Origin of the sequence: Paraburkholderia sp. EG304 (genome assembly GCF_046543485.1) — a bacterium.
In the GTDB taxonomy this organism is placed as follows: domain Bacteria; phylum Pseudomonadota; class Gammaproteobacteria; order Burkholderiales; family Burkholderiaceae; genus Paraburkholderia; species Paraburkholderia youngii.
In genome coordinates, this window is record NZ_JBKGUA010000001.1 from 469742 (window position 1) to 491542 (window position 21801).

The 21801-nt window shown below is 64.5% G+C and carries 18 protein-coding genes and 1 pseudogene; 11 read left to right on the forward strand and 8 right to left on the reverse strand.

The genetic code is table 11. From position 1 onward, the window contains the following. The first annotated feature begins 231 nt into the window (after nucleotides 1–231). The 4 genes from mprF (at nucleotide 232) to ACLFKU_RS02185 (ending at nucleotide 7461) form a co-directional block, all read left to right on the forward strand. Nucleotides 232–2823 (forward strand): bifunctional lysylphosphatidylglycerol flippase/synthetase MprF, encoded by a 2592-nt coding sequence (mprF, locus tag ACLFKU_RS02170; RefSeq protein WP_410848011.1) that lies wholly within the window; start codon nucleotides 232–234, stop codon nucleotides 2821–2823. After that, on the forward strand, nucleotides 2820–4085 hold the full coding sequence (locus ACLFKU_RS02175) for a virulence factor family protein (RefSeq protein WP_368586989.1): 1266 nt from the start codon (nucleotides 2820–2822) through the stop codon (nucleotides 4083–4085). The genes mprF and ACLFKU_RS02175 overlap by 4 nt, the downstream gene beginning before the upstream one ends. Before the next feature lie 359 nt (nucleotides 4086–4444). Next, nucleotides 4445–6016, forward strand: coding sequence for a threonine ammonia-lyase, biosynthetic (gene ilvA / locus ACLFKU_RS02180; RefSeq protein ID WP_410848012.1), 1572 nt, complete (start codon nucleotides 4445–4447; stop codon nucleotides 6014–6016). Nucleotides 6017–6270: 254 nt separating this feature from the next. Further along, on the forward strand, nucleotides 6271–7461 hold the full coding sequence (locus tag ACLFKU_RS02185; RefSeq protein ID WP_410848013.1) for a 4-hydroxybenzoate 3-monooxygenase: 1191 nt from the start codon (nucleotides 6271–6273) through the stop codon (nucleotides 7459–7461). Nucleotides 7462–7496: 35 nt separating this feature from the next. On the opposite strand, the gene ACLFKU_RS02190 is transcribed toward ACLFKU_RS02185, so the two are convergent. Continuing rightward, a complete protein-coding gene (locus ACLFKU_RS02190) occupies nucleotides 7497–8387 on the reverse strand; it encodes a helix-turn-helix domain-containing protein (RefSeq protein WP_368586986.1) in 891 nt (296 codons plus the stop codon). Between the two features lie 104 nt (nucleotides 8388–8491). Here ACLFKU_RS02190 and ACLFKU_RS02195 point away from each other — a divergent pair. Together ACLFKU_RS02195 and ACLFKU_RS02200 are read left to right on the forward strand one after the other, a co-directional pair. Further along, nucleotides 8492–8659 (forward strand): annotated as a pseudogene (locus ACLFKU_RS02195) (SDR family oxidoreductase); the annotation flags it as partial. Nucleotides 8660–8752: 93 nt separating this feature from the next. Continuing rightward, nucleotides 8753–10135 (forward strand): MFS transporter, encoded by a 1383-nt coding sequence (locus tag ACLFKU_RS02200; protein ID WP_410848074.1) that lies wholly within the window; start codon nucleotides 8753–8755, stop codon nucleotides 10133–10135. A 45-nt stretch (nucleotides 10136–10180) separates the two neighbouring features. Here the strand turns inward: ACLFKU_RS02200 and ACLFKU_RS02205 are convergent, their stop codons facing one another. From ACLFKU_RS02205 to kduI, 5 genes are all read right to left on the reverse strand, one after another. After that, complete coding sequence (locus ACLFKU_RS02205) at nucleotides 10181–10429, reverse strand: hypothetical protein (protein ID WP_026228520.1); 249 nt, start codon at nucleotides 10427–10429, stop codon at nucleotides 10181–10183. Between the two features lie 75 nt (nucleotides 10430–10504). Further along, nucleotides 10505–10888 carry a hypothetical protein gene (locus ACLFKU_RS02210; RefSeq protein WP_410848014.1) on the reverse strand — a complete coding sequence of 128 codons (384 nt, stop codon included), beginning with the start codon at nucleotides 10886–10888 and terminating at the stop codon, nucleotides 10505–10507. A 707-nt stretch (nucleotides 10889–11595) separates the two neighbouring features. Next, nucleotides 11596–12462, reverse strand: coding sequence for a DNA-binding transcriptional regulator KdgR (gene kdgR / locus ACLFKU_RS02215; RefSeq protein ID WP_410848015.1), 867 nt, complete (start codon nucleotides 12460–12462; stop codon nucleotides 11596–11598). A gap of 111 nt (nucleotides 12463–12573) precedes the next feature. Beyond that, nucleotides 12574–13329 carry a 2-dehydro-3-deoxy-D-gluconate 5-dehydrogenase KduD gene (gene kduD, locus ACLFKU_RS02220; protein ID WP_410848016.1) on the reverse strand — a complete coding sequence of 252 codons (756 nt, stop codon included), beginning with the start codon at nucleotides 13327–13329 and terminating at the stop codon, nucleotides 12574–12576. A gap of 21 nt (nucleotides 13330–13350) precedes the next feature. Further along, a complete protein-coding gene (gene kduI, locus ACLFKU_RS02225; protein WP_410848017.1) occupies nucleotides 13351–14187 on the reverse strand; it encodes a 5-dehydro-4-deoxy-D-glucuronate isomerase in 837 nt (278 codons plus the stop codon). 289 nt (nucleotides 14188–14476) lie between these two features. On the opposite strand from kduI, the gene kdgT reads away from it, so the two are divergent. Next, nucleotides 14477–15481, forward strand: coding sequence for a 2-keto-3-deoxygluconate transporter (gene kdgT, locus ACLFKU_RS02230; RefSeq protein WP_368586980.1), 1005 nt, complete (start codon nucleotides 14477–14479; stop codon nucleotides 15479–15481). 49 nt (nucleotides 15482–15530) lie between these two features. Here the strand turns inward: kdgT and ACLFKU_RS02235 are convergent, their stop codons facing one another. Beyond that, a complete protein-coding gene (locus ACLFKU_RS02235; RefSeq protein ID WP_410848018.1) occupies nucleotides 15531–16151 on the reverse strand; it encodes a GNAT family N-acetyltransferase in 621 nt (206 codons plus the stop codon). Nucleotides 16152–16272: 121 nt separating this feature from the next. Next, nucleotides 16273–17718, reverse strand: coding sequence for an NAD-dependent succinate-semialdehyde dehydrogenase (locus ACLFKU_RS02240; protein ID WP_410848019.1), 1446 nt, complete (start codon nucleotides 17716–17718; stop codon nucleotides 16273–16275). A 269-nt stretch (nucleotides 17719–17987) separates the two neighbouring features. Here ACLFKU_RS02240 and ACLFKU_RS02245 point away from each other — a divergent pair, with 269 nt between their 5' ends. From ACLFKU_RS02245 to hpnI, 4 genes are all read left to right on the forward strand, one after another. Continuing rightward, nucleotides 17988–18191, forward strand: coding sequence for a cold-shock protein (locus ACLFKU_RS02245; RefSeq protein ID WP_007181784.1), 204 nt, complete (start codon nucleotides 17988–17990; stop codon nucleotides 18189–18191). A 36-nt stretch (nucleotides 18192–18227) separates the two neighbouring features. Beyond that, nucleotides 18228–18638, forward strand: a complete 411-nt coding sequence (locus tag ACLFKU_RS02250; protein ID WP_410848020.1) for a hypothetical protein — start codon at nucleotides 18228–18230, stop codon at nucleotides 18636–18638. A gap of 379 nt (nucleotides 18639–19017) precedes the next feature. Continuing rightward, nucleotides 19018–20439, forward strand: coding sequence for a hopanoid biosynthesis associated radical SAM protein HpnJ (gene hpnJ, locus ACLFKU_RS02255; RefSeq protein ID WP_368586976.1), 1422 nt, complete (start codon nucleotides 19018–19020; stop codon nucleotides 20437–20439). Continuing rightward, nucleotides 20436–21596, forward strand: coding sequence for a bacteriohopanetetrol glucosamine biosynthesis glycosyltransferase HpnI (hpnI, locus tag ACLFKU_RS02260; RefSeq protein ID WP_410848021.1), 1161 nt, complete (start codon nucleotides 20436–20438; stop codon nucleotides 21594–21596). Before hpnJ ends, hpnI begins: the two co-directional genes overlap by 4 nt. Nucleotides 21597–21801: the final 205 nt, after the last annotated feature.

Consider the following 21801-nt stretch of genomic DNA (forward strand, 5'->3'; position numbering starts at 1 on the left):
CCCTCCAGAAACCTCCGCTTGGGGCCAGTTCCGGCCCGCCATCGCCGTTTCCCTTCCAGATATCGCTCGCGCGCTTTTGCCGCGCGCCGCGCAGGTCAACCGACAGCAAAATTGCTATTGCTGTCAACCTTTTGCACGTTTTGCCGTTATCACTTTGTAATCGTCGCCACAGGCGATACCGCGCGTGACGCACCCGTCGCCGCGACTGCTCTCGCAAGGCCCGCATTGACCATGTTCCACCGACTTCAACACAGCTTCGAGCGCCTGCGCGCGCTGCTCGACCGTGCAGCGAAAGTGCTTGGCAGCCGGGGACTTCTGTCGCCCGTGCTCGCGCTCGTTATTTGCGGGCTGCTGCTGGTCGTGCTGCAGCATCTGTCGGAGGCGGTGAATTACCGTTCGGTGATACGCGAATTGCGCGAGCTGTCGCCGCGCGAGTGGATCGGCGCGCTCGGCGCGACCGCGCTTAGCTACGTCGCGCTGGTCGGGCGCGACGCGGTCGGCCTGCGCTATCTCGGCGCGAGCGTGCCGCGCGCGGCGCTGTGGGTCGGCGCGACGGCCGGCTCGGCGCTCGGCAATGCGACCGGTTTCGGCGCGCTGACGGGCGGAGCGGTGCGCGCGCGCGTGTACGGCGTCGCGAACATCACGCCCGCGCAGATCGGCCGCATGACGGTGTTCACGAGCGTGTCGCTCGCACTCGCCCTGGTATTGATGACCGCACTGGGCATGGTCGGTATGGCCGGACAGCTCGCGCCGATGCTGCATCTGTCGCCAGTCGCGCTGCGCTGGAGCGGCGCTGCGCTACTGATCGCGCTGGCGCTCGCCGCCGCCGCGTGCCGCCGCGAAACCCGGCCGATCCGCACGCGCTGGCAGTGGCTCTCGTTCGATTTTCCCGCGCGCCGTGATCTGCTCGCGCAGGTCGCGCTGGCGGTGCTCGACGTGGTCGCCGCGGGTCTCGCGCTGTGGGCCTTGCTGCCGCATGCGAACGTGAGCTTCATCGGCTTCATCACCGTCTATGCGGCCGCGATGCTGCTCGGCCTGATCGGCCATACGCCTGGCGGGGTCGGCGTGTTCGAGGCGGCGATGGTGTTCACGCTGAGCGGCAGCGTGCCGATGCATCAGATGGTCGCCGCGCTGCTCGCGTATCGCGCGATCTATTTCGGCGTGCCGCTGATCGTCTCCGCGGCGCTGCTCGCGGGCTTCGAGGGGCGCGCGCTGAAGAACCGTCTGTCGATGCTGCAGGCGGAGCGCGTGTCGGAACTCGCGCCGCTGTTTCTGAGCCTCGTCACGTTCGTGGTCGGCGGCATGCTGGTCATCTCGAGTGCGACGCCGGCGTTCTGGCAGCGCATTCATATGCTGCGCAACGTGGTGCCGCTGTGGGTGCTCGAAAGCTCGGCGATGTTGTGCAGCGTGGTCGGCGTGCTGCTGCTGTTCGTCGCGCGTGGGCTGCTGCGGCGGCTCGATGCGGCATGGTGGATGACGCTCGCGCTCGCGTTGCTGAGCCTTGCGCTGTCGCTGACCAAGGGTCTCGCATTCGTCGAAGCCGGTGTGCTCGGCATGCTGATCGTGCTGCTGCTCGCGACGCGCAAGCGCTTCAACCGTCATTCGTCGCTGTTCGCCGAGCGTTTCACGGCCGGCTGGCTTGTGTCGATCGCGATGGTGCTGATGTTCGCGACGTGGGTCATGCTGTTCGCTTTCCGTGACGTGCCGTACACGCGCGACCTGTGGTGGCAATTCGCGTTCGACGAGCGCGCGCCGCGCGCGCTGCGCGCGACGCTCGCCGCGAGCGTGTTCGCCGCGACCTTCTCGTTCTGGCAATTGCTGCGTCCGGCGCCGGGCCGCTTCGTGAAGCCGGCGCCCGAAGATCTGCTCGACGCCGCGCGCATCGTGCGCGCGCAGGAACGCAGCGATGCCGGTCTCGCGTTGATGGGCGACAAGAGCTTCCTGTTTTCGGAATCGCGAGAGGCGTTCCTGATGTACGCGAAATACGGCCGCACGTGGGCCGCGTTGCATGATCCGGTGGGGCCGCGCGAAGAGTGGGCGGGCCTCATCAAGAAGTTCGTCGCGCTTGCGCATGCGCACGGCGGTCGCGCCGCGTTCTACCAGGTGCGTGCGAATGCACTGCCGCTGTATCTCGACGCCGGCCTCACGTTGATGAAGCTCGGCGAGGAAGCGCACGTCGTGCTCGACGACTTCGATCTGAAGGGCTCGCACCGCGCGCATCTGCGCTATGCGCTCAAGCGCGGCGAGCGCGACGGCTTTAGCGTCGAAGTGATCGATCAGGCGCGTGTGCCGGCGTCGCTCGAAACGCTGCGCGGCATTTCCGACGGCTGGCTCGGCAGCCACGATGCGCGCGAGAAGAGTTTCTCGGTCGCCGCATTCCACGACGAATACCTCGCCGCGCAGTCGGTGATGCTGGTGCGCCAGAACGGGGAACCGGTCGCGTTCGTGACCTTCATGACGACCGATATGAACACCGAGGCGACAGTCGGCGTGATGCGTCACGTCGAAAGCGCGTCGCCGTACGCGATGGAATATCTGTTCACGCAGCTTGCGCTGCATCTGAAGCAGGCGGGCTTCCGCTCGCTCAGTCTCGGCATTGCGCCGCTCTCCGGCGTGCAGCCGACTCCGCTCGCGTCGCGCTGGCATCGGCTGGCCGGCATCGTGTGGCGCTTCGGCGGCCGCTTCTATAACTTCCGCGGACTGCGTGCTTTCAAGAGCAAGTTCCAGCCGCACTGGGAGCCGCGCTATCTCGCGGCATCCGGTTCGGGCGTGTTCTTCACACTCGCGGACCTGTCGCTGCTGGCAGGAGGCCGGCGTTCATGACATTGCATCCGTTGTTCCGGCTCGCCGTCGCGGCGAGCGTTCTGAGCTGCGGCGCGCTCGCGCACGCGGCCACCACCACCGTGCCGGGCGGCCGCTATGGCGACGTGCGCGTCACGCAGCCCGAGGGGCCGCTGCGCGGCTTCGTCGTGCTGTATTCGCAGGCGAGCGGCTGGAGCGCGGCCGATCAGCAGAGCGCCGATGCGCTCGCGAAAGCGGGCGCGATGACGGTTGGCGTCGATATCGCGCGCTACGAGGCCAACCTTGCCGCGAAAAAGGAAACCTGCCATCAACTGGTGGGCGATGCCGAGGCGCTCAGCCATCAACTCGAACGGCAATCGCAGTCGAGCCGCTACTTCGCGCCGATCGTCGCGGGTACGGGGCAGGGCGCAACGCTGGCGATGCACGTGCTCGAGCAGGCGCCGTCCAATACGATCGCGGGCGCGGTGTCGGTCGACGCCGACCGCACACTCGACGCGCGCTTTCAACCGTGTCCGCCCGACCCGACCGTGATCCGCGACAAGGTGCCGGGCTTCGTCGAAAAGGCGAGCACGGGCAACGCCGATCGCGCGCGTCTCGTCGCTTTGCTGACCCCGCATCTACAGCCGGTCTCGACGAGTGCCGACGACGTGTCCGACCTGCCGCTGATCGAGTTGCCGGCCGCGCATCCGAACGGCCTGATGGCGATCGTAATTTCCGGCGATGGCGGCTGGCGCGATCTCGACAAGACGATCGCGCAGGCGCTGCAGAAAGATGGCGTGTCGGTGGTCGGCTGGGACAGCCTGCGTTATTTCTGGAGCGAGAAGCCGCCCGCGCAAACGAGCCGCGATCTCGCGCGCGTGATGCAAACCTATGGCGAGCGCTGGCACGCGCAGCACATTGCGCTGATCGGCTATTCGTTTGGCGCCGACGTGATGCCGTTCGCGTATAACCGTCTGCCGCAGGCGCAGCGCGATAAGGTGTCGCTGATGTCGCTGCTCGGCTTCGCGCCCGACGCCGACTTCCAGATCCGCGTCGGCGGCTGGCTCGGCATGCCCGCGAGCGACAAGGCGCTGAACGTGCGACCCGAGTTGACGCATGTGCCGCCGTCGATCGTTCAATGCTTCTATGGCGAGAGCGAGACCGACACGCTGTGTCCGGCGCTCGACAAGAGCGGTGTCGAAGTCATCCGCACCTCCGGCGATCATCACTTCGGCGGCGATTACAACGTGCTGGAGCGACGCATTCTCGTGGCATTCAAGAAGCAGAGCGGCGTGCGCGATTGATTGCTGCGGTGGGCGTATCAGCGGAGCGCGCTTGACGGCGCGCCCCTTTTTTTGGGTCCGTTCTGGCCGGAACCGTGGTCCGCGGAGATTGACAAAGCCTGCCAAGTCGACGAAGATCGCCCGCATGAACTGCCTCGACATCCGTATTGCGCTGATTATTAGCATCATTCATCGAATGGTGGGTTAGCGCGCGTCGACTTGCAGTGACACATAACCCGCCAAACGAGGCGGGTTTTTTTATGTCCGCTTTCAGGTTCATTTTCTACCTGCCTCCTGGTGAACATGCTGCGGTCGCCATCGTTTGATGTCGATCTCGGTCGATTCGTTGTTGCATCGATATTGCCACCCAGGAGCTTGCCGTGCTGTTAACCGAACTCGAACAGGCCGCCGCAGCAGCCGCGCGCGTCGCGCCGTCTCACGACTACCTGAAAAAGACCCTGACCGCGCGCGTCTACGACGTGGCGCGCGAGACCGAACTCGAACGCGCGCCGATCCTGTCGGCACGGCTGCGCAATCCGGTCTATCTGAAGCGCGAGGACAACCAGCCGGTGTTCTCGTTCAAGCTGCGCGGCGCGTACAACAAGATGGCGCATATTCCGGCCGAAGCGCTCGGTCGCGGCGTGATCACCGCATCGGCGGGCAATCATGCGCAGGGCGTCGCGTTGTCGGCCGCACGCATGGGCGTGAAGGCGATCATCGTCGTGCCGGTGACGACCCCGCAGGTCAAGGTCGACGCGATCCGCACGCATGGCGGGCCGACCGTCGAGGTCGTGCAGTTCGGCGAATCGTATAGCGATGCCTATGGTCACGCGGTCAAGCTGCAGGAAGAACGCGGCCTCACCTTCGTGCATCCGTTCGATGATCCATACGTGATCGCCGGCCAGGGCACCGTCGCGATGGAAATTTTGAGCCAGCACCAGGGGCCGATTCACGCGATCTTCGTGCCGATCGGCGGCGGCGGTCTCGCGGCCGGTGTCGCGGCATACGTGAAATCGGTGCGCCCGGAGATCAAGGTGATCGGCGTGCAGACCGATGATTCGTGCGCGATGGCCGCTTCGTTGAAGGCGGGCGAGCGCGTGACGCTGAACGAAGTGGGACTGTTCTCCGACGGCACCGCGGTGAAGCTCGTCGGCGAGGAAACCTTCCGTCTGTGCAGCGAATATCTCGACGAAGTGCTGCTCGTGAACACCGATGCGCTGTGCGCGGCGATCAAGGACGTGTTCCAGGACACGCGCAGCGTGCTCGAACCGGCGGGCTCATTGGCGGTGGCGGGCGCGAAGCAGTACGCCGAACGGGAAGGCATCGAGAACCAGACGCTGATCGCGATCACGTCGGGCGCGAACATGAACTTCGACCGCATGCGCTTCGTCGCTGAACGCGCTGAAGTGGGCGAAGCACGTGAAGCCGTTTTCGCGGTGACGATCCCCGAAGAGCGCGGCAGCTTCAAGCGCTTCTGCGAGCTGGTCGGCACGCGCAGCGTCACCGAATTCAACTACCGGATCGCCGACGCGAACTCGGCGCATATCTTCGTCGGCGTGCAGATCCGCAATCGCAGCGAACCGGCGCAGATCGCCGGCGCATTCGAAGCGCACGGCTTCGCGACGGTCGATCTGACCTTCGACGAACTGTCTAAGCAGCACATCCGCTATATGGTTGGCGGCCGTTCGCCGCTCGCGCGCGACGAACGTCTGTTCCGCTTCGAGTTTCCCGAGCGTCCGGGTGCGCTGATGAAATTCCTGTCGTCGATGGCGCCGAACTGGAACATCAGCCTGTTCCACTATCGCAACCAGGGCGCGGACTACAGCTCGATTCTGGTCGGCATTCAGGTACCCGAGAGCGACCATGCAGCGTTCGAGCGCTTCATCGAAACGCTCGGCTATCCGTGCTGGGAAGAAACGAAAAATCCTGTCTACCGACTGTTTCTCGGCTAGTCGAAGCTCATTTAGCGGATCGGGGTTTACCTGAGTGGACGCCACGCCGGCAAAACGAGCCGGGTGTCGTCCAAATCGCCGGAAAGCCCCACCAGTCTTGCGTTTTCGGCCGATACAGCGACGCTGCACCGGCTCCTCTCTCACACCTTCTATCGCCTAACGCGATACGGCCTATCCGCCATATCGCATTGCGGGATAGGCGTCACGATCGTCACACTGGGCGCAAATTTCATCCCCGCATTCAGGAGACATCTATGCGCACCCAAGTTGGCATCATCGGTGCTGGCCCTGCTGGTCTGTTTCTTTCCCATCTGCTTCATCTGCGCGGTATCGACTCGGTCGTGCTCGAAACGCGCACCCGCGATCAGATCGAATCGACGATTCGCGCCGGCGTGCTCGAGCAGGGCACGATGGACCTGCTGACGCAGACCGGTGTCGGCGAACGCATGAAAGCCGAAGGCGCGCTGCATCACGGTTTCGAACTCGCGTTCGACGGCAAGCGCCGCCGCATCGATCTGACCGACCTCACCGGTCAGGCGATCACGGTTTATGCCCAGCACGAAGTGATCAAGGATCTCGTCGCGGCGCGCGTCGCCGCGGGCGCCGAACTGCGTTTCGGCGTGTCGGATACGTCGGTGCACGGCATCGATACCGATAAGCCGTCGATCCGCTATCGCCACGAAGGCGCGGAGCACGAACTGCAATGCGACTTCGTGATCGGCTGCGACGGCTCGCAAGGCGTGTCGCGTCAGGCGATTCCGCAGGCGCTGCGCAAGGATTTCGAGCGCGTCTATCCGTTCGGCTGGTTCGGTATTCTGTGCGAAGGCCCGCCGTCGTCGGACGAACTGATCTACGCGCGCCACGAGCGCGGCTTTGCGCTGATCAGCACGCGCTCGCCGAACGTGCAGCGCATGTATTTCCAGTGCGATCCGAAGGACTCGGTCGACAATTGGTCCGACGATCGCATCTGGGCGGAACTGCATGCACGCGCCGATTCGGATGAAGGCCACAAGATCATCAACGGCAAGATCTTCCAGAAGAATATCGTCGGTATGCGCAGCTTCGTATCGACGACGATGCAGTACGGCCGCCTGTTCCTCGCTGGCGACGCCGCGCATATCGTGCCGCCGACCGGCGCGAAGGGCCTGAACCTCGCGGTCGCCGACGTGAACGTGCTCAGCAAGGCGCTCGACGCGTTCTACAAGGAAAACCGCACGGATTTGCTCGACCGTTATAGCGAAACCGCGCTTAAGCGCATCTGGCGCGCCGAGCACTTCTCGTACTGGATGACCAGCATGCTGCATCGTATCGAAGGCGCTTCGGCGTTCGAGCAGCAGTTGCAGATTGCCGAGTTGGAGTACGTGACGACGTCGCGCACGGCCGCGACGGTACTGGCGGAGAACTACGTCGGCGCCGCCGGCGCGCAGATGCAGGCGCATCTGTAAATGCCACTGCAAGCACCGCGCGGTCATCGGGATCGCTAATTGATCGACAGATCCCGATGCGCGGCCGCCTGAAACTCCTTGGGCGTGACACCGGTCTGCTTGCGGAAATAGCGGCTGAAATAGGCCGCATCTTCGAAACCGAGCGCATGCGCGATCTGTTTGATACTCGAACCCGAGTACACCAGATCGCGTTGCGCCTCGCGTATCAACTGGTCGTTGACGAGCGACAGCGGCGAATGGCCAAGTTCCTCACGACAGATACGGCCCAGTTGCGCCGCGGTCACCCCCAATTTCCCCGCGTAAAAATCGATTGGCAGATGCTCGCGCACATGGGCGGCGATCAGTTCGCGTAGCCGTTTAATCTGCGCGGCGCGCCGGTCATTGACGCTCGCACCCGCGCTTAACGCGGCATCGGTCAAACGTGCGACCTGCACAAAAAGTGCAATCATCAGCGACATGCCCGCGGCGATATGGCCACGCGCGCTGCCGCGAAATTCCTGCTCCAGCAAACCGAACAACGGCATCAACGTGCGCTCGCCGATGGCGGGCCGCACGGGAATCAGCGCGGGCCGTTGCAGCACCGGCATGAGGCCCGGCGACACCGCTTTCGAAATCGACTCCAACGCGCGCTGCGCGGCGGTGATCACGAGCCCGTCGATCTCCGGCGAAAACACGAAACCATGCACCGTTTGCGCTGGAAGCAGGATCAGGCATGGCGCTTCGATCGTGAGCTTTTCGCTTTCGATCAGCACGTAGCCCGAACCGCTGCGGATATAGAGAATCTGCAGCAGCGCGTCGTGCCGGTGCGCGGAGATATGCCAGTCGTTGGGACGGCTGCGCTCGACGATCCATTCGAAATTGAACGCGTCGTACCACGGCGGCCGCGCGGACTCTCCGTACAGATCGTAGTTAGGGATATGTCTCATGCAGTGTCGTCTCCTATGTTCGAATTGTCCTGCGATGCGCTGCCTTTGTCCAATTTCGTCCCGAAGCGCGTGGCTATACTTTTTTCCATCGAAGACGCGACCGAATGCCGTCCGCGCGGCATGGCCGAGTTCATCGACGTCTTGGACCGGCTCGCGATGCCGATCCCGAGAAGCGCACGCCGATGACGCGCCTTGCGCATTCCGAAGTAATCGCCAACGCGATCGCCTTTCTCGCGTCGGACGCAGCCAGCCATGTCACGGGCACGGTGCTGAGCGTCGATGGCGATCAGGCAATTCGAACAACAAGAAAACACCTCTTCATCTCAAGGAGACATAGCAATGACCAGGCAGAAAGGAGTCCGCACATGAGCCGCTCCGAACGCAGTGTAGATGTGCAGTCCTTTATCGACGGACAGCGCTTTTCGCCGTTCCAGTGGACGATTCTGGTGCTGTGCTTTCTGGTCGTCGCAGCCGATGGTTTCGACACCGCGGCGATCGGCTTTATCGCGCCGTCGCTCGTGCAGCAGTGGGGCATCGCGCGCAGTGCGCTCGGGCCGGTGATGAGCGCGGCGCTGGTGGGACTCGGCATCGGCGCGCTCGCGGCCGGCCCGTTCGCGGACCGGATCGGACGCAAGACGGTGCTGGTGCTGTCGGTGTTCTTCTTCGGGCTGTGGAGTCTTGCGGCAGCCCGCGCCACGTCGATCGAATCGTTGACCGTGCTGCGCTTTTTCACCGGCCTCGGACTCGGCGCGGCGATGCCCAACGCAGTCACGCTGATGTCCGAGTACGCACCCGCGAGGATCCGAGCGGTCGCGGTCAATGCGATGTTCTGCGGTTTTTCGGGCGGGCTCGCGCTCGGTGGCTTCGCATCCGCCTGGCTGATTCCGCATTTCGGCTGGCCGAGCGTGCTGGTCGCGGGCGGCATCGGCCCGATCGTGCTGAGCGTGCTGCTGATCCTGCTCTTGCCGGAATCGGCGCAATTCCTCGCGGTGCGCAAGCGGGCCCATCAACGGATCGCGCGAATCCTGCAACGCATCGCGCCTCACGACCGCTTCGACGGATGCCGCTTCTTCGCGGTCGACGTGCGCCGCAATAGCGGCGAGTCGCGCTCGCAGTGGGCGCTCGCGATCATCCTGTCGGCGCGCTACCGTTTCGGCACGCTGATGCTGTGGCTCGCCTATTTCATGGGGCTGCTGATTTACTACCTGCTGACCAACTGGCTGCCGACGCTGTTCAAGGACACGGGCTTCTCCGGTGAAAAGGCGGCGTTGATGACGTCGCTGTTTCCGCTCGGCGGCATCCTCGGCAATCTGTGCGTCGGCTGGGTGATGGATCGCTTCGCCGGGCATCGGGTGATCGCGTTCACGTATCTGCTCGTTGGCGCGCTCGTGCTGCTGGTCGGGCGGGGCGTCGGCCATCAGGTCTGGCTCGGCACGCTGATCTTCCTGACCGGCACGGTCGCGACCAGCGCGGTCACGTCGATGTCGGCGCTCGCGGCGAGCTTCTACCCGACCCGGGCGCGTGCGACGGGCGTGGCGTGGATGCTGGGAATCGGCCGGGTCGGCGGCGTGGCGGGCGCGCTCGTCGGCGCGGCGTTGATGGGGCTCGGCTGGCAGTTCGGCGCGGTGTTCAGCCTGCTCGCGGTGCCGGCCGTGATCGCGGCGGGCGGGGTGGTGCTGATGATGCGGCGCGAGCCGCTCGATCGCGCATCGGTCGATGACAACGTCGGCGCCATAGCGATCGAGTGAAGTGCGGCGGCGGGCGTGCCGCTATGCTCGAACAACCCGCAGACCTTAGGTCGCGCGCAGCAACGCCATTTCGTTGTGCAGTAGCGCGAGCAATTCGTCGTCGGTCGGCCGCGTGCCCCAGTGGCGCGCGCCGGCCACCGACGCGATCGCTATCCACGAATGCGGTGGAAACCATTCGCGCACCAGCGTGCCGTCCTGGCGCAGGCACAGCTGGCCGGTCAGCTCGCTGTATTCGGCGCAGATGTGCGCACCGTCGACCTGTGCGCTTACTCGTCTCGGATCATTGCGTAGCACGTCGTCGCTCCTGTCAAAGGGGTGGCGCGAATGCAAGCGCGGCATGGTGGCGCGATTAACGCCACCTGGCTTCCATCAATGGTCATGCCCGTGACCGTGCCAGCCGTTGTCGTGCCAGTCGTTGTCGTGCCAGTCGCGATGCGGGCCGCGTGCATCGCGCCATTCGTCGTGGTGACGTTCCCACTCGCGACGCTCCCAATAGCGACGACCATCGTAGTAACGATCACCGTACCAGCCCGGCGCGATCACGACCGCAGGCGGCGGAGGCGCATACACGGGCGCGGGCTGCACATAGACCGGCGGGGGCGGCGGAGCCTCAACGACGGCGGGCGCGACTGCGATGCCCGGCACCCCGATATTCACGCCGACGTCGACGTGCGCGAAAGCGGCCGTCGATGCGCCGATCGCAAGACCCGCGACGACGCTCAACGATACCCAGCGGTTGCGTGAAAGACTCATGATTGTTCTCTGTTGTGTGGATGTCTGTAGTGGAGTGGCGAGCCGGACGCGCACCTACTGCGCGTGATGGCCCGATCAATAGCGTTCGTAGTAGTGGTCGTGATGCGGATGATCGCCGCCAGGGACGACGATGCAGCCGCTCAACGCGCCGCCGAGCGTGGCGGCAAGAATGACCAGTGCGAGGATTTTTTTCATGATGTTGCTCCCTGAAATCTGTGCTGCGAGTGCCTGTCGTGCGAAGCGTTCTATCTGAATCGCTTTCGTTTGAACCGAACTCTACTGAGCGGCGCGATTACCGATGTGTTTGTGTGTAACAGGACGTGTCGATTGGAGGTCGCATTGACATGGGCATGCGAGTGCGATGAACGGGGAGGGGAAGCGCCTGCGGTTAGATGTCGAAACGCCTCGCGATGGTCAGGCGTGCGGGCAAACCCTTGAAGAGGCTATAAAAAAAACCGCATTCAATGGCAGGCGATGCATGGATGTGAAGCGAAGGTTCGGCGCATCGATTGCTGAAAAAAGAAGCGAATGCAATTTCGCCTTATCTATGCCGCGCAGATACATTCGGTTGCAGACTGGTCATCGGGCTCGCCATGCATTCGTGCGAGCACGATGAAATGACGCTACACCGGTAGCGTCATCAGCCTGTCTTATGCTGCTGTGGAGTGGATAAAAAGCATCGCGCACGCAGCGCGCGCGTGCGCAACTTATTGCGCGGCCGCGGGCTCCTGGGCGGTCGCTTCGCGATAGCCGAGCCGCGTCGAAATCGCGAGGCCGGCTTCCTTGAGCAGCGCGACGTAATGCTGCTTCGTATCGGCGCCGCAACGCATCGTCGGAAAGGAAATCGACAGACCGGCGATCACGCGGCCGAAGCGGTCGAAGACCGGCACCGCGATGCATTGCAGGCCTTCTTCCTGCTCCTCGTTGTCCTCGCCGTAGCCCTGCTCGCGTACGTGCGGCAGGATGCTCAGCACCGCTTCGGCACAGGTCAAGGTTTTTTGCGTCGACTTGCGAAATTCGATGTGCGAGAGCACCTCACGCGCATCGGCCGGGTCCATCCATGCGAGCAGCACCTTGCCGATCGCCGTGCTATGCAACGGATTGCGCCGGCCGATTCGCGACTGCATGCGCAGCCCGTAGTCGGCATCGATCTTGTGGATGTAGATGATCGCGTCGTCGTCGAATGCGCCGAGGTGTACCGCTTCGCGCGTCATCTGGCCGATACGGCGCATTTCGACGTCGGCCTCGCGTACCAGATCGACGCTTTCGAGCGCTTTCGCGCCGAGCTCGAACAGGCGGATCGTCAGCCGATAGCGCTCGGTTTCGACTTCCTGGGTCACGTAGCCGAGCGCCTTCAGCGTTTGAATCACGCGATGCACGGTCGTCTTCGACATGCCGAGCCGTTGCGAAAGCTCGCTGATGCCGATCTGCCGGGTGTCGCCGATCGCGCCGAGAATCGCGAACACGCGCCCAATCGACGATGCCGATTCGCCTCGCTCACCGCTGTCCGCGTCGAGCGCCTTGTCGAGCGCTTTGTCGCGCGCAGTGCTTTTGTGTATTCCCGTTGCCGCCATGTCCGTCATTCCCTGTCTGTGCCAAGCCGCGCCGCTGCCGCATCGAGCCGATGCTCACCCGGCGCGAGAGCATAGCGCGTCGCATGCGCTGGTGGCGAGCTTGTGCTGTCGCTAGCGCGCGAGCCAGCCGCCATCCACCGCCAGTGTATGCCCATGCACGTAGTCCGACGCCGACGAGGCGAGAAAAACCACGGGCCCCGCGAGATCCTCGGGCACGCCCCAGCGGCCGGCCGGAATGCGCCCGAGAACTTCTTCGTTGCGCTGCGCGTCGTCGCGCAACGCGGCGGTGTTCGCGGTCGCCATATAGCCGGGCGCGATCGCGTTCACGTTGATGCCACGCGCGGCCCATTCGTTGGCGAGCAGCCGGGTGAGACCGAGCACACCGCTTTTCGACGCGGTGTACGACGCGACGCGGATGCCGCCCTGGAACGACAGCATCGACGCGACGTTGATGATCTTGCCGCCGCGTTGCTGCCGCACGAACTGACGCGCCGCGGCCTGCGACAGAAAGAACAGGCTCTTCAGGTTCACGTCCATCACCGCGTCCCAGTCGTCTTCGCCGAACTCGAGCGCATCTTCGCGGCGGATGATGCCCGCGTTGTTGACGAGCACGTCGAGGCGGCCGAACGCCTCCACCGCGGCACGCACGATGTCGTCGACCGATGAGCTCGACGCGAGATCGGCGCGCACGTCGGCGAAGCGGCGTCCGAGCGCCTCGACGCGCGCGGCGGTCGTGCCCGCGTCCGCGCGACTGACGCCGACGATGTCGCAGCCGGCCGCGGCGAGCGCGACGGCCATGCCGGCGCCGAGGCCGGTGTTGCTGCCGGTCACGATGGCGACCTTGCCGCTCAGATCGAAAGTATTCATTGTGGTCGGGCTCATGTTCGCTCAGCGCAGTTCGCGAACCGCGAGATGGTCCATGTCGCCGAACATCTGGTTCTCGCCGACCATGCCCCAGATGAACGTGGACGCGCGCGTGCCGACACCCGAATGAATCGACCAGCTCGGCGAGATCACCGCCTGCTCGTTGCGCACGACGATATGCCGTGTTTCGTGCGGCTCGCCCATCATGTGGAAGACGGCGGCGTCGTCGGCGACGTTGAAGTAGAAATACACCTCCATGCGGCGCTCGTGCGTGTGGCAGGGCATCGTGTTCCACAGGCTGCCCGGTTCGAGCTTCGTCATGCCCATCGACAGCTGACAGGTCGGCAGCACGTCGGGCACGATGAACTTGTAGATGGTGCGGCGGTTGCTCGTGGCCGCGTCGCCCAGGGTTTCGGGCGAGGCCTGATCGAGCGAGATCGTGCGGGTCGGATAGCTGGTGTGCGCGGGCGCGCAGTTCAGGTAGAACTTAGCCGGCTGGCTGGCGTCGGCGCTGCCGAATGCGACCGCCTGCGCGCCTTTGCCGATATAGATCGCCTCTTCGCGGCGCACTGTGTAACGCGTGCCGTCGACGTCGACCCAGCCGTCGCCGCCGATGTTGATCGCGCCGAGTTCACGCCGCTCGAGCAGATAGTTGACGCCGATCGCCTTGCCGAGCGAGCCCGGTACTTCAACCGCGCGCTCGACCGGCCACACGCCGCCGACGATGATCCGGTCGATGTGGCTATACGTGAGCTTCAACGCATCGCGCTCGAAGATCTGCTCGACCAGAAACTCGCGCCGCAGCCCGGTAGTGTCGAGCGTTTTCGCGTATTCGCTGTTGATGGCCTGTCTCACGTCCATTGAATTGTTCTCCTGTCGGTATGCGGGGTGCGGTGCCGCCTCGTGCCGAGACTGTAACGCAGAATCGCGATTTCGGAACGCTGGTCCGAAATTTTTTCGCCGAGCGATCGCAACTGAAAACGCGCGGCGCGAACGGCCGGGTAAACGATAGTCGGCCTTATTAAATAAACCGGAACGGCGTTCCTTTCGTGGTGCTATATTGCGCCGGACAGGGAGAGCCCGGCATAGACCGGGACACCAACACGGGTCATCGATCCGATAACGGGACGTCACCGTCCATGGAGGAGGCATGAAAATCAAGAAGGCCATCGACCGCATTCCAGGCGGTCTGATGCTGGTGCCGCTGCTGCTCGGCGCCTGTGTGCACACGTTCGCGCCCGGCGCGGGCAAATATTTCGGCTCTTTCACCAACGGCCTGATTACCGGTACCGTGCCGATTCTGGCGGTATGGTTCTTCTGCATGGGCGCAACGATCGACCTGCGCGCAACCGGCACCGTGCTGCGCAAGTCGGGCACGCTGCTCGCAACCAAGATGCTGGTCGCGTGGATCGTCACGTTGATCGCGGCGCGCTTCATTCCGATCGACGGCATCAAGACCGGGCTCTTCGCGGGGCTGTCGTTGCTCGCGATCACGACCTCGATGGACATGACCAACGGCGGTCTCTACGCTGCCGTGATGCAACAGTACGGCACGAAGGAAGAGGCGGGCGCGTTCGTGCTGATGTCGGTCGAATCGGGGCCGCTGATCAGCATGATCATTCTGGGCGCCACGGGCGTGGCGTTCTTCGAGCCGCGGCTGTTCGTCGGCGCGGTGCTGCCGTTTCTGATCGGCTTTGCGCTCGGCAACTTCGATAGCGAGCTGCGCGAGCTGTTCGGCCGCTGCGTGCATCCGCTGATTCCGTTTTTCGGCTTTGCGCTCGGCAACGGCATCGATCTGAACGTGATCGTCACGAGCGGTTTGCCGGGTATCGTGCTGGGGCTCGGCGTGATCGTCGTAACCGGCGTGCCGCTGATTCTCGCCGATCGCTGGATCGCCGGCGGCAATGGGGCGGCGGGGCTCGCCGCGTCGTCGACGGCGGGGGCCGCGGTCGCGAATCCGGCGATCATCGCCGACATGATTCCGAGCTTCAAACCGCTGGTGCCGGCCGCAACCGCGATGGTCGCCACCGCTTGCCTCGTCACCGCGATTCTGGTGCCGATCCTCACGGCGCTGTGGGTGCGCCGGCATCAACCGCGTGGCACACTGCGCGAGGAGTTCGCCACGGTGACGCAGGCGGCGCCGCTCAACGAGTAGCGCGATGCAGCTGTGTGAATGAGTCAGTAGCAGGAAGCTGGCGCGCCCCTCAGCGCGCCAGCTTCGTTTCGAGCATCGCTTTCACCTCGGGCCATTCGTCGTCGATGATGCTAAAGCGCACCGAGTTGCGCTTGCGTCCATCGGGCATGATCCGCTCGTGCCGCACGATGCCTTCCTGTTTCGCGCCGATGCGCAGGATCGCCGCGCGCGATCTGTCGTTGAGCTCGTCGGTCGTGAATTGCACGCGCACGCAGCGCATCACGTCGAATGCGTGGCACAGCAGCAGATACTTCGCCTCGGTGTTCACGACCGAGCGCTGCGCCGAGGCGGCGAGCCACGTATGGCCGATCTCCAACTTGCGGTTCGCGCGATCGATCTTCCAGAACCGCGTGCTGCCGACGATGCGGCCGGCGCCGTCATTCCCGTCTTCCTCGTCACGCCGCACGATCACGAACGGCATCACCTTGGCCGCAGCGCGGCCGGCGAGCGCCCTGGCAATATAGGCATCGATCGTCGCCGGGCCCGGCACGACGGTCAGCTTCATGTCCCACAGTTGCCCGTCGGCGGCGGCGTCGACGAGCGCCTGCGCGTGGTCCTCGCGCAGCGGCCGCAGCTCGACGAACGAGCCGCTCAGCGTGGGTTGCATCGATTCGGCGGAGATATCGTTCATGGCAATAAAAAAGGTCCGCGAGCGGAACACTCGTGGACCTGGCAGATCGGTTGATCCAGGCTAGGGAACGACGCGACCGGCGAACCCGCGGCGCCGTTCCTCTAGCGCGTGATTAGCTTGATTAAACCGACATCACCGTGACAGCCTTGGTGACGAGGTAGGCTTCCATCGCCTCCGGGCCGCCTTCCGAGCCGTAGCCGGAATCCTTGACGCCGCCGAACGGCATTTCCGGCGTCGGCGTGGCAGGCTGGTTGATCCACAGCATGCCCACTTCCATGCGCTGCGACAGCAGATGCACGTTGGCGAACGACTTCGTATACGCGTAACCGGCGAGGCCGTACGGCAGACGGTTCGCTTCGGCGATCGCTTCTTCGAGCTTGTCGAAGCCGCGGATCGCGGCGACCGGGCCGAACGGCTCGTTGTTGAACACGTCGGCTTCGAGCGGCACGTCGGTCAGCACGGTGGCCGCGAAGAAGTTGCCTTCGGTACCGACGCGCTCGCCGCCCGTCGCGACCTTCGCGCCGGTCTTGCGGGCGTCGTCGACGACCTTGGCCATCGCGCTCAGACGGCGCGCGTTGGCGAGCGGCCCGAGCGTCGTGCCTTCGGCGAGACCGTCGCCGAGCTTCAGGCTTTCAGCGTGCTTGACGAGCGCGTTGGCGAACTCTTCGCGGATGCTGTTGTGCACGAGGAAGCGCGTCGGCGAGATGCACACCTGACCCGCGTTGCGGAACTTCGCGGCGCCGGCTGCCTTGACCGCGAGCGCGACGTCGGCGTCTTCCGCGACGATCACCGGCGCGTGGCCGCCGAGTTCCATCGTCGCGCGCTTCATGTGCGAACCGGCCAGCGCCGCGAGCTGCTTGCCGACCGGCGTCGAGCCGGTGAACGTGACCTTGCGGATCACCGGATGCGGGATCAGGTAGCTCGAGATTTCGGCCGGATCGCCGAACACGAGGCCGACCGTACCGGGCGGCACGCCGGCTTCGACGAACGCCTGCAGCAGGGCCGCCGGCGACGCCGGGGTTTCTTCCGGCGCCTTCACGAGGAACGAGCAGCCGCAGGCGAGCGACGCCGACAGCTTGCGCACGACCTGGTTGACCGGGAAATTCCACGGCGTGAACGCGGCGACCGGGCCGATCGGCTCCTTCAGCACTTGCGACTGCGCGGCGAGGTTGCGCGACGGCACGATGCGGCCATACACGCGGCGGCCTTCATCCGCGAACCATTCGATGATGTCAGCGGCGGCCAGCACTTCGACGCGCGCCTCGGCGAACGGCTTGCCCTGTTCCTGCGTCATCAGGCGGCCGATGTCGGCGGCGCGCTCGCGCACGAGAGCCGCAGCCTTGCGCATGATGGTGGCGCGTTCGTTGGCCGGCACCTTGCGCCAGGCTTCGAAGCCGCGCTGCGCGGCTTCGAGCGCGCGGTCCAGATCGGGGATGCCGGCATGCGCGACCTTGCCGATGGCCTGGCCGGTCGCGGGGTTGATCACGTCGAGGGTCTTGCCGCTGGCGGCGTCGCACCATTCGCCGTTGATCAGAAGACGGGTATCGGTATAGCTCGAGATGGCCATGCTGGGTTCCTGTGAGAGGGAAAACAACAGGCCGCGCGGTTGTGCGGCACGAGGCGACACACCTACGCGGCCATGAATGAATTGCCGATACCATTTATCTTATCTGATTGCGGGCAATCGCACCGGACGCGGCTCTCGGGCGCTGCTCGTGGCATGCGGCTTGCTGAGGCTTGGCACCGGAGCGACTTTGCGGGTCTCGCCGGGGCGCGGCGTCAGCGCTGCGTGAATCCCATTCAACCGCTACTACAGCGCATCACGAGGACATCGCCATGCCAACCGGAACAGTGAAATGGTTCAACGACGCGAAGGGCTTCGGCTTCATTACCCCCGATGACGGCGGCGAAGATCTGTTCGCGCATTTTTCGGAGATTCGATCCGAAGGTTTCAAGTCGTTGCAAGAAAATCAGAAAGTCAGCTTCGAAATCAAGCAGGGGCCGAAAGGCAAGCAGGCGGCAGATATAAAGCCCGTGTGACGCCGGCCTCGCGGCTCATCCGCATGCGAGGTAACGATGGATAAGGACGCCGCCTACGCGGAGATCGAGCGCAATGGCGGCGCCGCCTATGCGAAAACCTTCGCCGCGCGCTATCCCGACGAACCGCTTACACCGTTCTCTCATCGCTATCTGTTCGAACGGGCGCAGCGCGATGAAGCCGAGCACGACGCGGCCGCGGCCACGCACGACGACGAGCGCGGTTTTGCGCTGAGGTCGCTCGCGCGCATGGAAGCGTCGTCGCATATCGCGCAGGCGGCGGCGAGCGCGTCGCGTGACGCGGCAGCCGCCGCGCACACTTCGGCGCGCGCGGCGCGGCGCTCGGCCTTCTGGACCATGATCGCCGCGCTCGCGTCGGCGACGGGCGTAGTGGTAAACGCGGCCCTCAATCTCGGCTGGCTCGAATGGGCAAGGCATCTTGCGCGATAAGCGACGCGTCTGGCCGAACGTCCGCGCGCGTGAATGTGATGTGAATCGGAGGCGCCGGTGGGCTAGCGCGCAAACCACGCGATAACCTATGCATTTACCACACCGAAACGACATCCATGCGACACGGTTACACGAGCGCGTCGATTGCACAAATCGACCTATCGGAGCATGCCGCGGGCGGTCCGAACGCAGTATTATTCTTCAGGTTTCCTTCAGCTTTGCTCCGTACTATTTGCGCCACTGCCCGTGGCCTTTCCGGACCGCGGCCGCCGCTACGTGCGGGTCGAGCACAGGCTTTCACGACCTGCATTCGGGCAATGGAACAGATAGATTCCTGACTGAAAACTGAAAGCGCCTATAAAGGCTTGCTGGAGCATCCATGAAAACTCTGTTCTTGCAGGCGCCGTCGTACGACGGCTTCGATGGTGGTGCGGGTTCGCGCTATCAGGCCAAGCGTGAAGTTCGCTCGTTCTGGTATCCGACGTGGCTCGCACAACCCGCCGCACTCGTTCCCGACAGCCGCGTGCTCGACGCAACGGCAGACGGCCTGTCCGTCGAAGCCGTGCTCGACATCGCTTCGCAATACGAGCTGGTGGTGATCCACACCAGCACGCCATCCTTCCCGACCGACGCACTGTTCGCCCAGGACCTCAAGAAGCGCAAGCCGTCGCTGCTGATCGGCATGGTCGGCGCGAAGGTCGCGGTCGATCCGCATAATTCGCTGATCGCGACCGAGGCCATCGACTTCGTTTGCCGCGAGGAATTCGACTACACCTGCAAGGAAATCTCCGAGGGCAAGCCGTTCTCGCAGATCCTGGGCCTGAGCTACCGCGCCCCCGACGGCTCGATCGAACACAACGAAGCGCGCCCGATCCTCGAGAACATGGACGAGCTGCCCTTCGTCGCGCCGATCTACAAGCGCGATCTGACCATCAAGAACTACTTCAACGGCTATCTGAAGCATCCGTACGTGTCGCTGTACACCGGCCGCGGCTGCCGCTCGAAGTGCACGTTCTGCCTGTGGCCGCAAACGGTCGGCGGCCATCGCTATCGGGTGCGTTCGGTCGAGAACGTGCTCGAGGAAGTGAAGTGGATTCGCGACAACATGCCCGAAGTCAAGGAGATCATGTTCGACGACGACACGTTCACCGACTTCAAGCCGCGCGCCGAAGAAATTGCGCGAGGCATGGGCAAGCTGGGCGTCACGTGGTCGTGCAACGCGAAGGCCAACGTGCCTTACTCGACGCTGAAGATCATGAAGGAAAACGGCCTGCGCCTGCTGCTGGTCGGCTACGAGTCCGGCGACGACCAGATCCTGCTGAACGTCAAGAAGGGCCTGCGTACGGACATCGCGCGACGCTTCGCGCAGGACTGCCGCACGCTCGGCATCAAGGTGCACGGCACCTTCATTATCGGCTTGCCGGGCGAGACGCAGGAAACGATCCAGAAGACCATCGAGTACGCGAAAGAGATCAATCCGCTGACCATCCAGGTGTCGCTCGCCGCGCCTTATCCGGGCACCCGGCTCTATAACCAGGCGGTCGAGAGCGGCTGGCTCGCGGAGAACAAGGTGATCAATCTCGTCAGCAAGCAGGGCGTGCAGCTGGCGGCGATCGGCTACCCGCATCTGTCGCGCGACGAGATGTACCACCAGCTCGAGAACTTCTATAAGCGCTTTTATTTCCGGCCGTCGAAGATCTGGGAGATCCTGCGCGAAATGCTGACGAGCTGGGACATGATGAAACGGCGCCTGCGCGAAGGCGTCGAATTTTTCCGCTTCCTGCGCGCGCACGAGGCGTGAGCGCCGTACACATCGCCGCCGTCACGCTCGCGTACGCGTGCGCGGCGGCGACTGTTGTCGGCATCGGCTACACCGTGCTCGCGAGCGCGCTGATCGGGCGCTTCTTCGCGAGGGCGGTGGCCGTTCCCTCCAGCTTTCCACCCATTACGGTTATCAAACCGTTGCACGGCAACGAGTGGGCGCTGCTCGATAATCTGTCGAGCTTCTGCGCCCAGGATTATCCGGGGCCCGTGCAATTCCTGTTCGGCGTGCACGACTCCGCCGACCCCGCGCTGCAAACCGTCGACGAACTGCGGCGCCTGCATCCGCAGGCGGACATCACCGTTGTCACCGATGCGCGTCTGTACGGACCGAACCGCAAGATCAGCAACATCCTCAACATGCTGCCGCAGGCGCGCCACGACGTGCTCGTGTTCGCCGATAGCGACGTGTGCGTCGGCCCCGACTATCTGCGCAACGTGATCGGCGAATTGCAGAAGCCGGGCGTCGGGCTCGTCACCTGCGCGTATCGCGGCCAGCCCGATCCGGGTTTCTGGCCTCGGCTGTCGGCGATCGCCACCAACTACCAGTTCTTGCCGGGCGTCGTCACCGGACTCGCGCTCGGGCTCGCGCGGCCGTGCTTCGGCCAGACCATCGCGATGCGGCGCGATACCTATGAGCGGATCGGCGGCTTCAAGCCGTTCGTGCGGCATCTGGCCGAAGACTACGAAATCGGCGCGGCGGTGCGCGCGGCGGGCGAGCAGGTCACGATTCCGCCGTTCGCGATCGCGCATGCCTGTGTCGAAGCGAGCGCCGCGCAACTGGTGACGCACGAACTGCGCTGGAGCCGCACGATCCGCCGCATCGATCCGCTCGGACACCTCGGCACCGCGCTCGTGCATCCGTTGCCGTTCGCGCTGCTCGCGCTCGCGTGCTCGGGCGGCGCGCCGTGGGCGTGGCTGCTCGCGGCAATGACGGTGGTCGCGCGTGTCGCGCTGAAGTGGCGCGCGGATCGGGCGTTGCGTCAGCGCTGCCGCGATCTGTGGCTACTGCCGTTATGGGATATCGTATCGTTTGCGATTTTCGTCGCGAGCTTCCGCTCGTCGCGGGTGACCTGGCGGGGCTTCAGCTTCAAGGTCGACGGCGACGGGCTGCTGTCGGCGGCACAGGACGAATGACGAACGAACGGCAGATTGGGCGGGCAATGAGCGAAGAAGTATCGAGCAGGCGAAACGGCGCCGCCCTGGAGACGCACGGCAGCGGCCCGGCGGCACAGGCGGCACAGGCGCCTCAGGCGGCGGCGCACTCGGCAACCCATACGGCCACCCATGCCGCGGCACGCGGCGTGCGGCGCATCAGGTCAATCGAGGTCGCCTGCGAGGT

Coding starts and splice junctions, on each gene's coding strand:
- mprF (WP_410848011.1), top strand. CDS start 232: ATGTTCCACCGACTTCAACACAGCTTCGAGCGCCTGCGCGCGCTGCTC.
- ACLFKU_RS02175 (WP_368586989.1), top strand. CDS start 2,820: ATGACATTGCATCCGTTGTTCCGGCTCGCCGTCGCGGCGAGCGTTCTG.
- ACLFKU_RS02185 (WP_410848013.1), top strand. CDS start 6,271: ATGCGCACCCAAGTTGGCATCATCGGTGCTGGCCCTGCTGGTCTGTTT.
- ACLFKU_RS02190 (WP_368586986.1), bottom strand. CDS start 8,387: ATGAGACATATCCCTAACTACGATCTGTACGGAGAGTCCGCGCGGCCG.
- ACLFKU_RS02200 (WP_410848074.1), top strand. CDS start 8,753: ATGAGCCGCTCCGAACGCAGTGTAGATGTGCAGTCCTTTATCGACGGA.
- ACLFKU_RS02210 (WP_410848014.1), bottom strand. CDS start 10,888: ATGAGTCTTTCACGCAACCGCTGGGTATCGTTGAGCGTCGTCGCGGGT.
- kdgR (WP_410848015.1), bottom strand. CDS start 12,462: ATGGCGGCAACGGGAATACACAAAAGCACTGCGCGCGACAAAGCGCTC.
- kduD (WP_410848016.1), bottom strand. CDS start 13,329: ATGAATACTTTCGATCTGAGCGGCAAGGTCGCCATCGTGACCGGCAGC.
- kduI (WP_410848017.1), bottom strand. CDS start 14,187: ATGGACGTGAGACAGGCCATCAACAGCGAATACGCGAAAACGCTCGAC.
- kdgT (WP_368586980.1), top strand. CDS start 14,477: ATGAAAATCAAGAAGGCCATCGACCGCATTCCAGGCGGTCTGATGCTG.
- ACLFKU_RS02235 (WP_410848018.1), bottom strand. CDS start 16,151: ATGAACGATATCTCCGCCGAATCGATGCAACCCACGCTGAGCGGCTCG.
- ACLFKU_RS02240 (WP_410848019.1), bottom strand. CDS start 17,718: ATGGCCATCTCGAGCTATACCGATACCCGTCTTCTGATCAACGGCGAA.
- ACLFKU_RS02245 (WP_007181784.1), top strand. CDS start 17,988: ATGCCAACCGGAACAGTGAAATGGTTCAACGACGCGAAGGGCTTCGGC.
- ACLFKU_RS02250 (WP_410848020.1), top strand. CDS start 18,228: ATGGATAAGGACGCCGCCTACGCGGAGATCGAGCGCAATGGCGGCGCC.
- hpnJ (WP_368586976.1), top strand. CDS start 19,018: ATGAAAACTCTGTTCTTGCAGGCGCCGTCGTACGACGGCTTCGATGGT.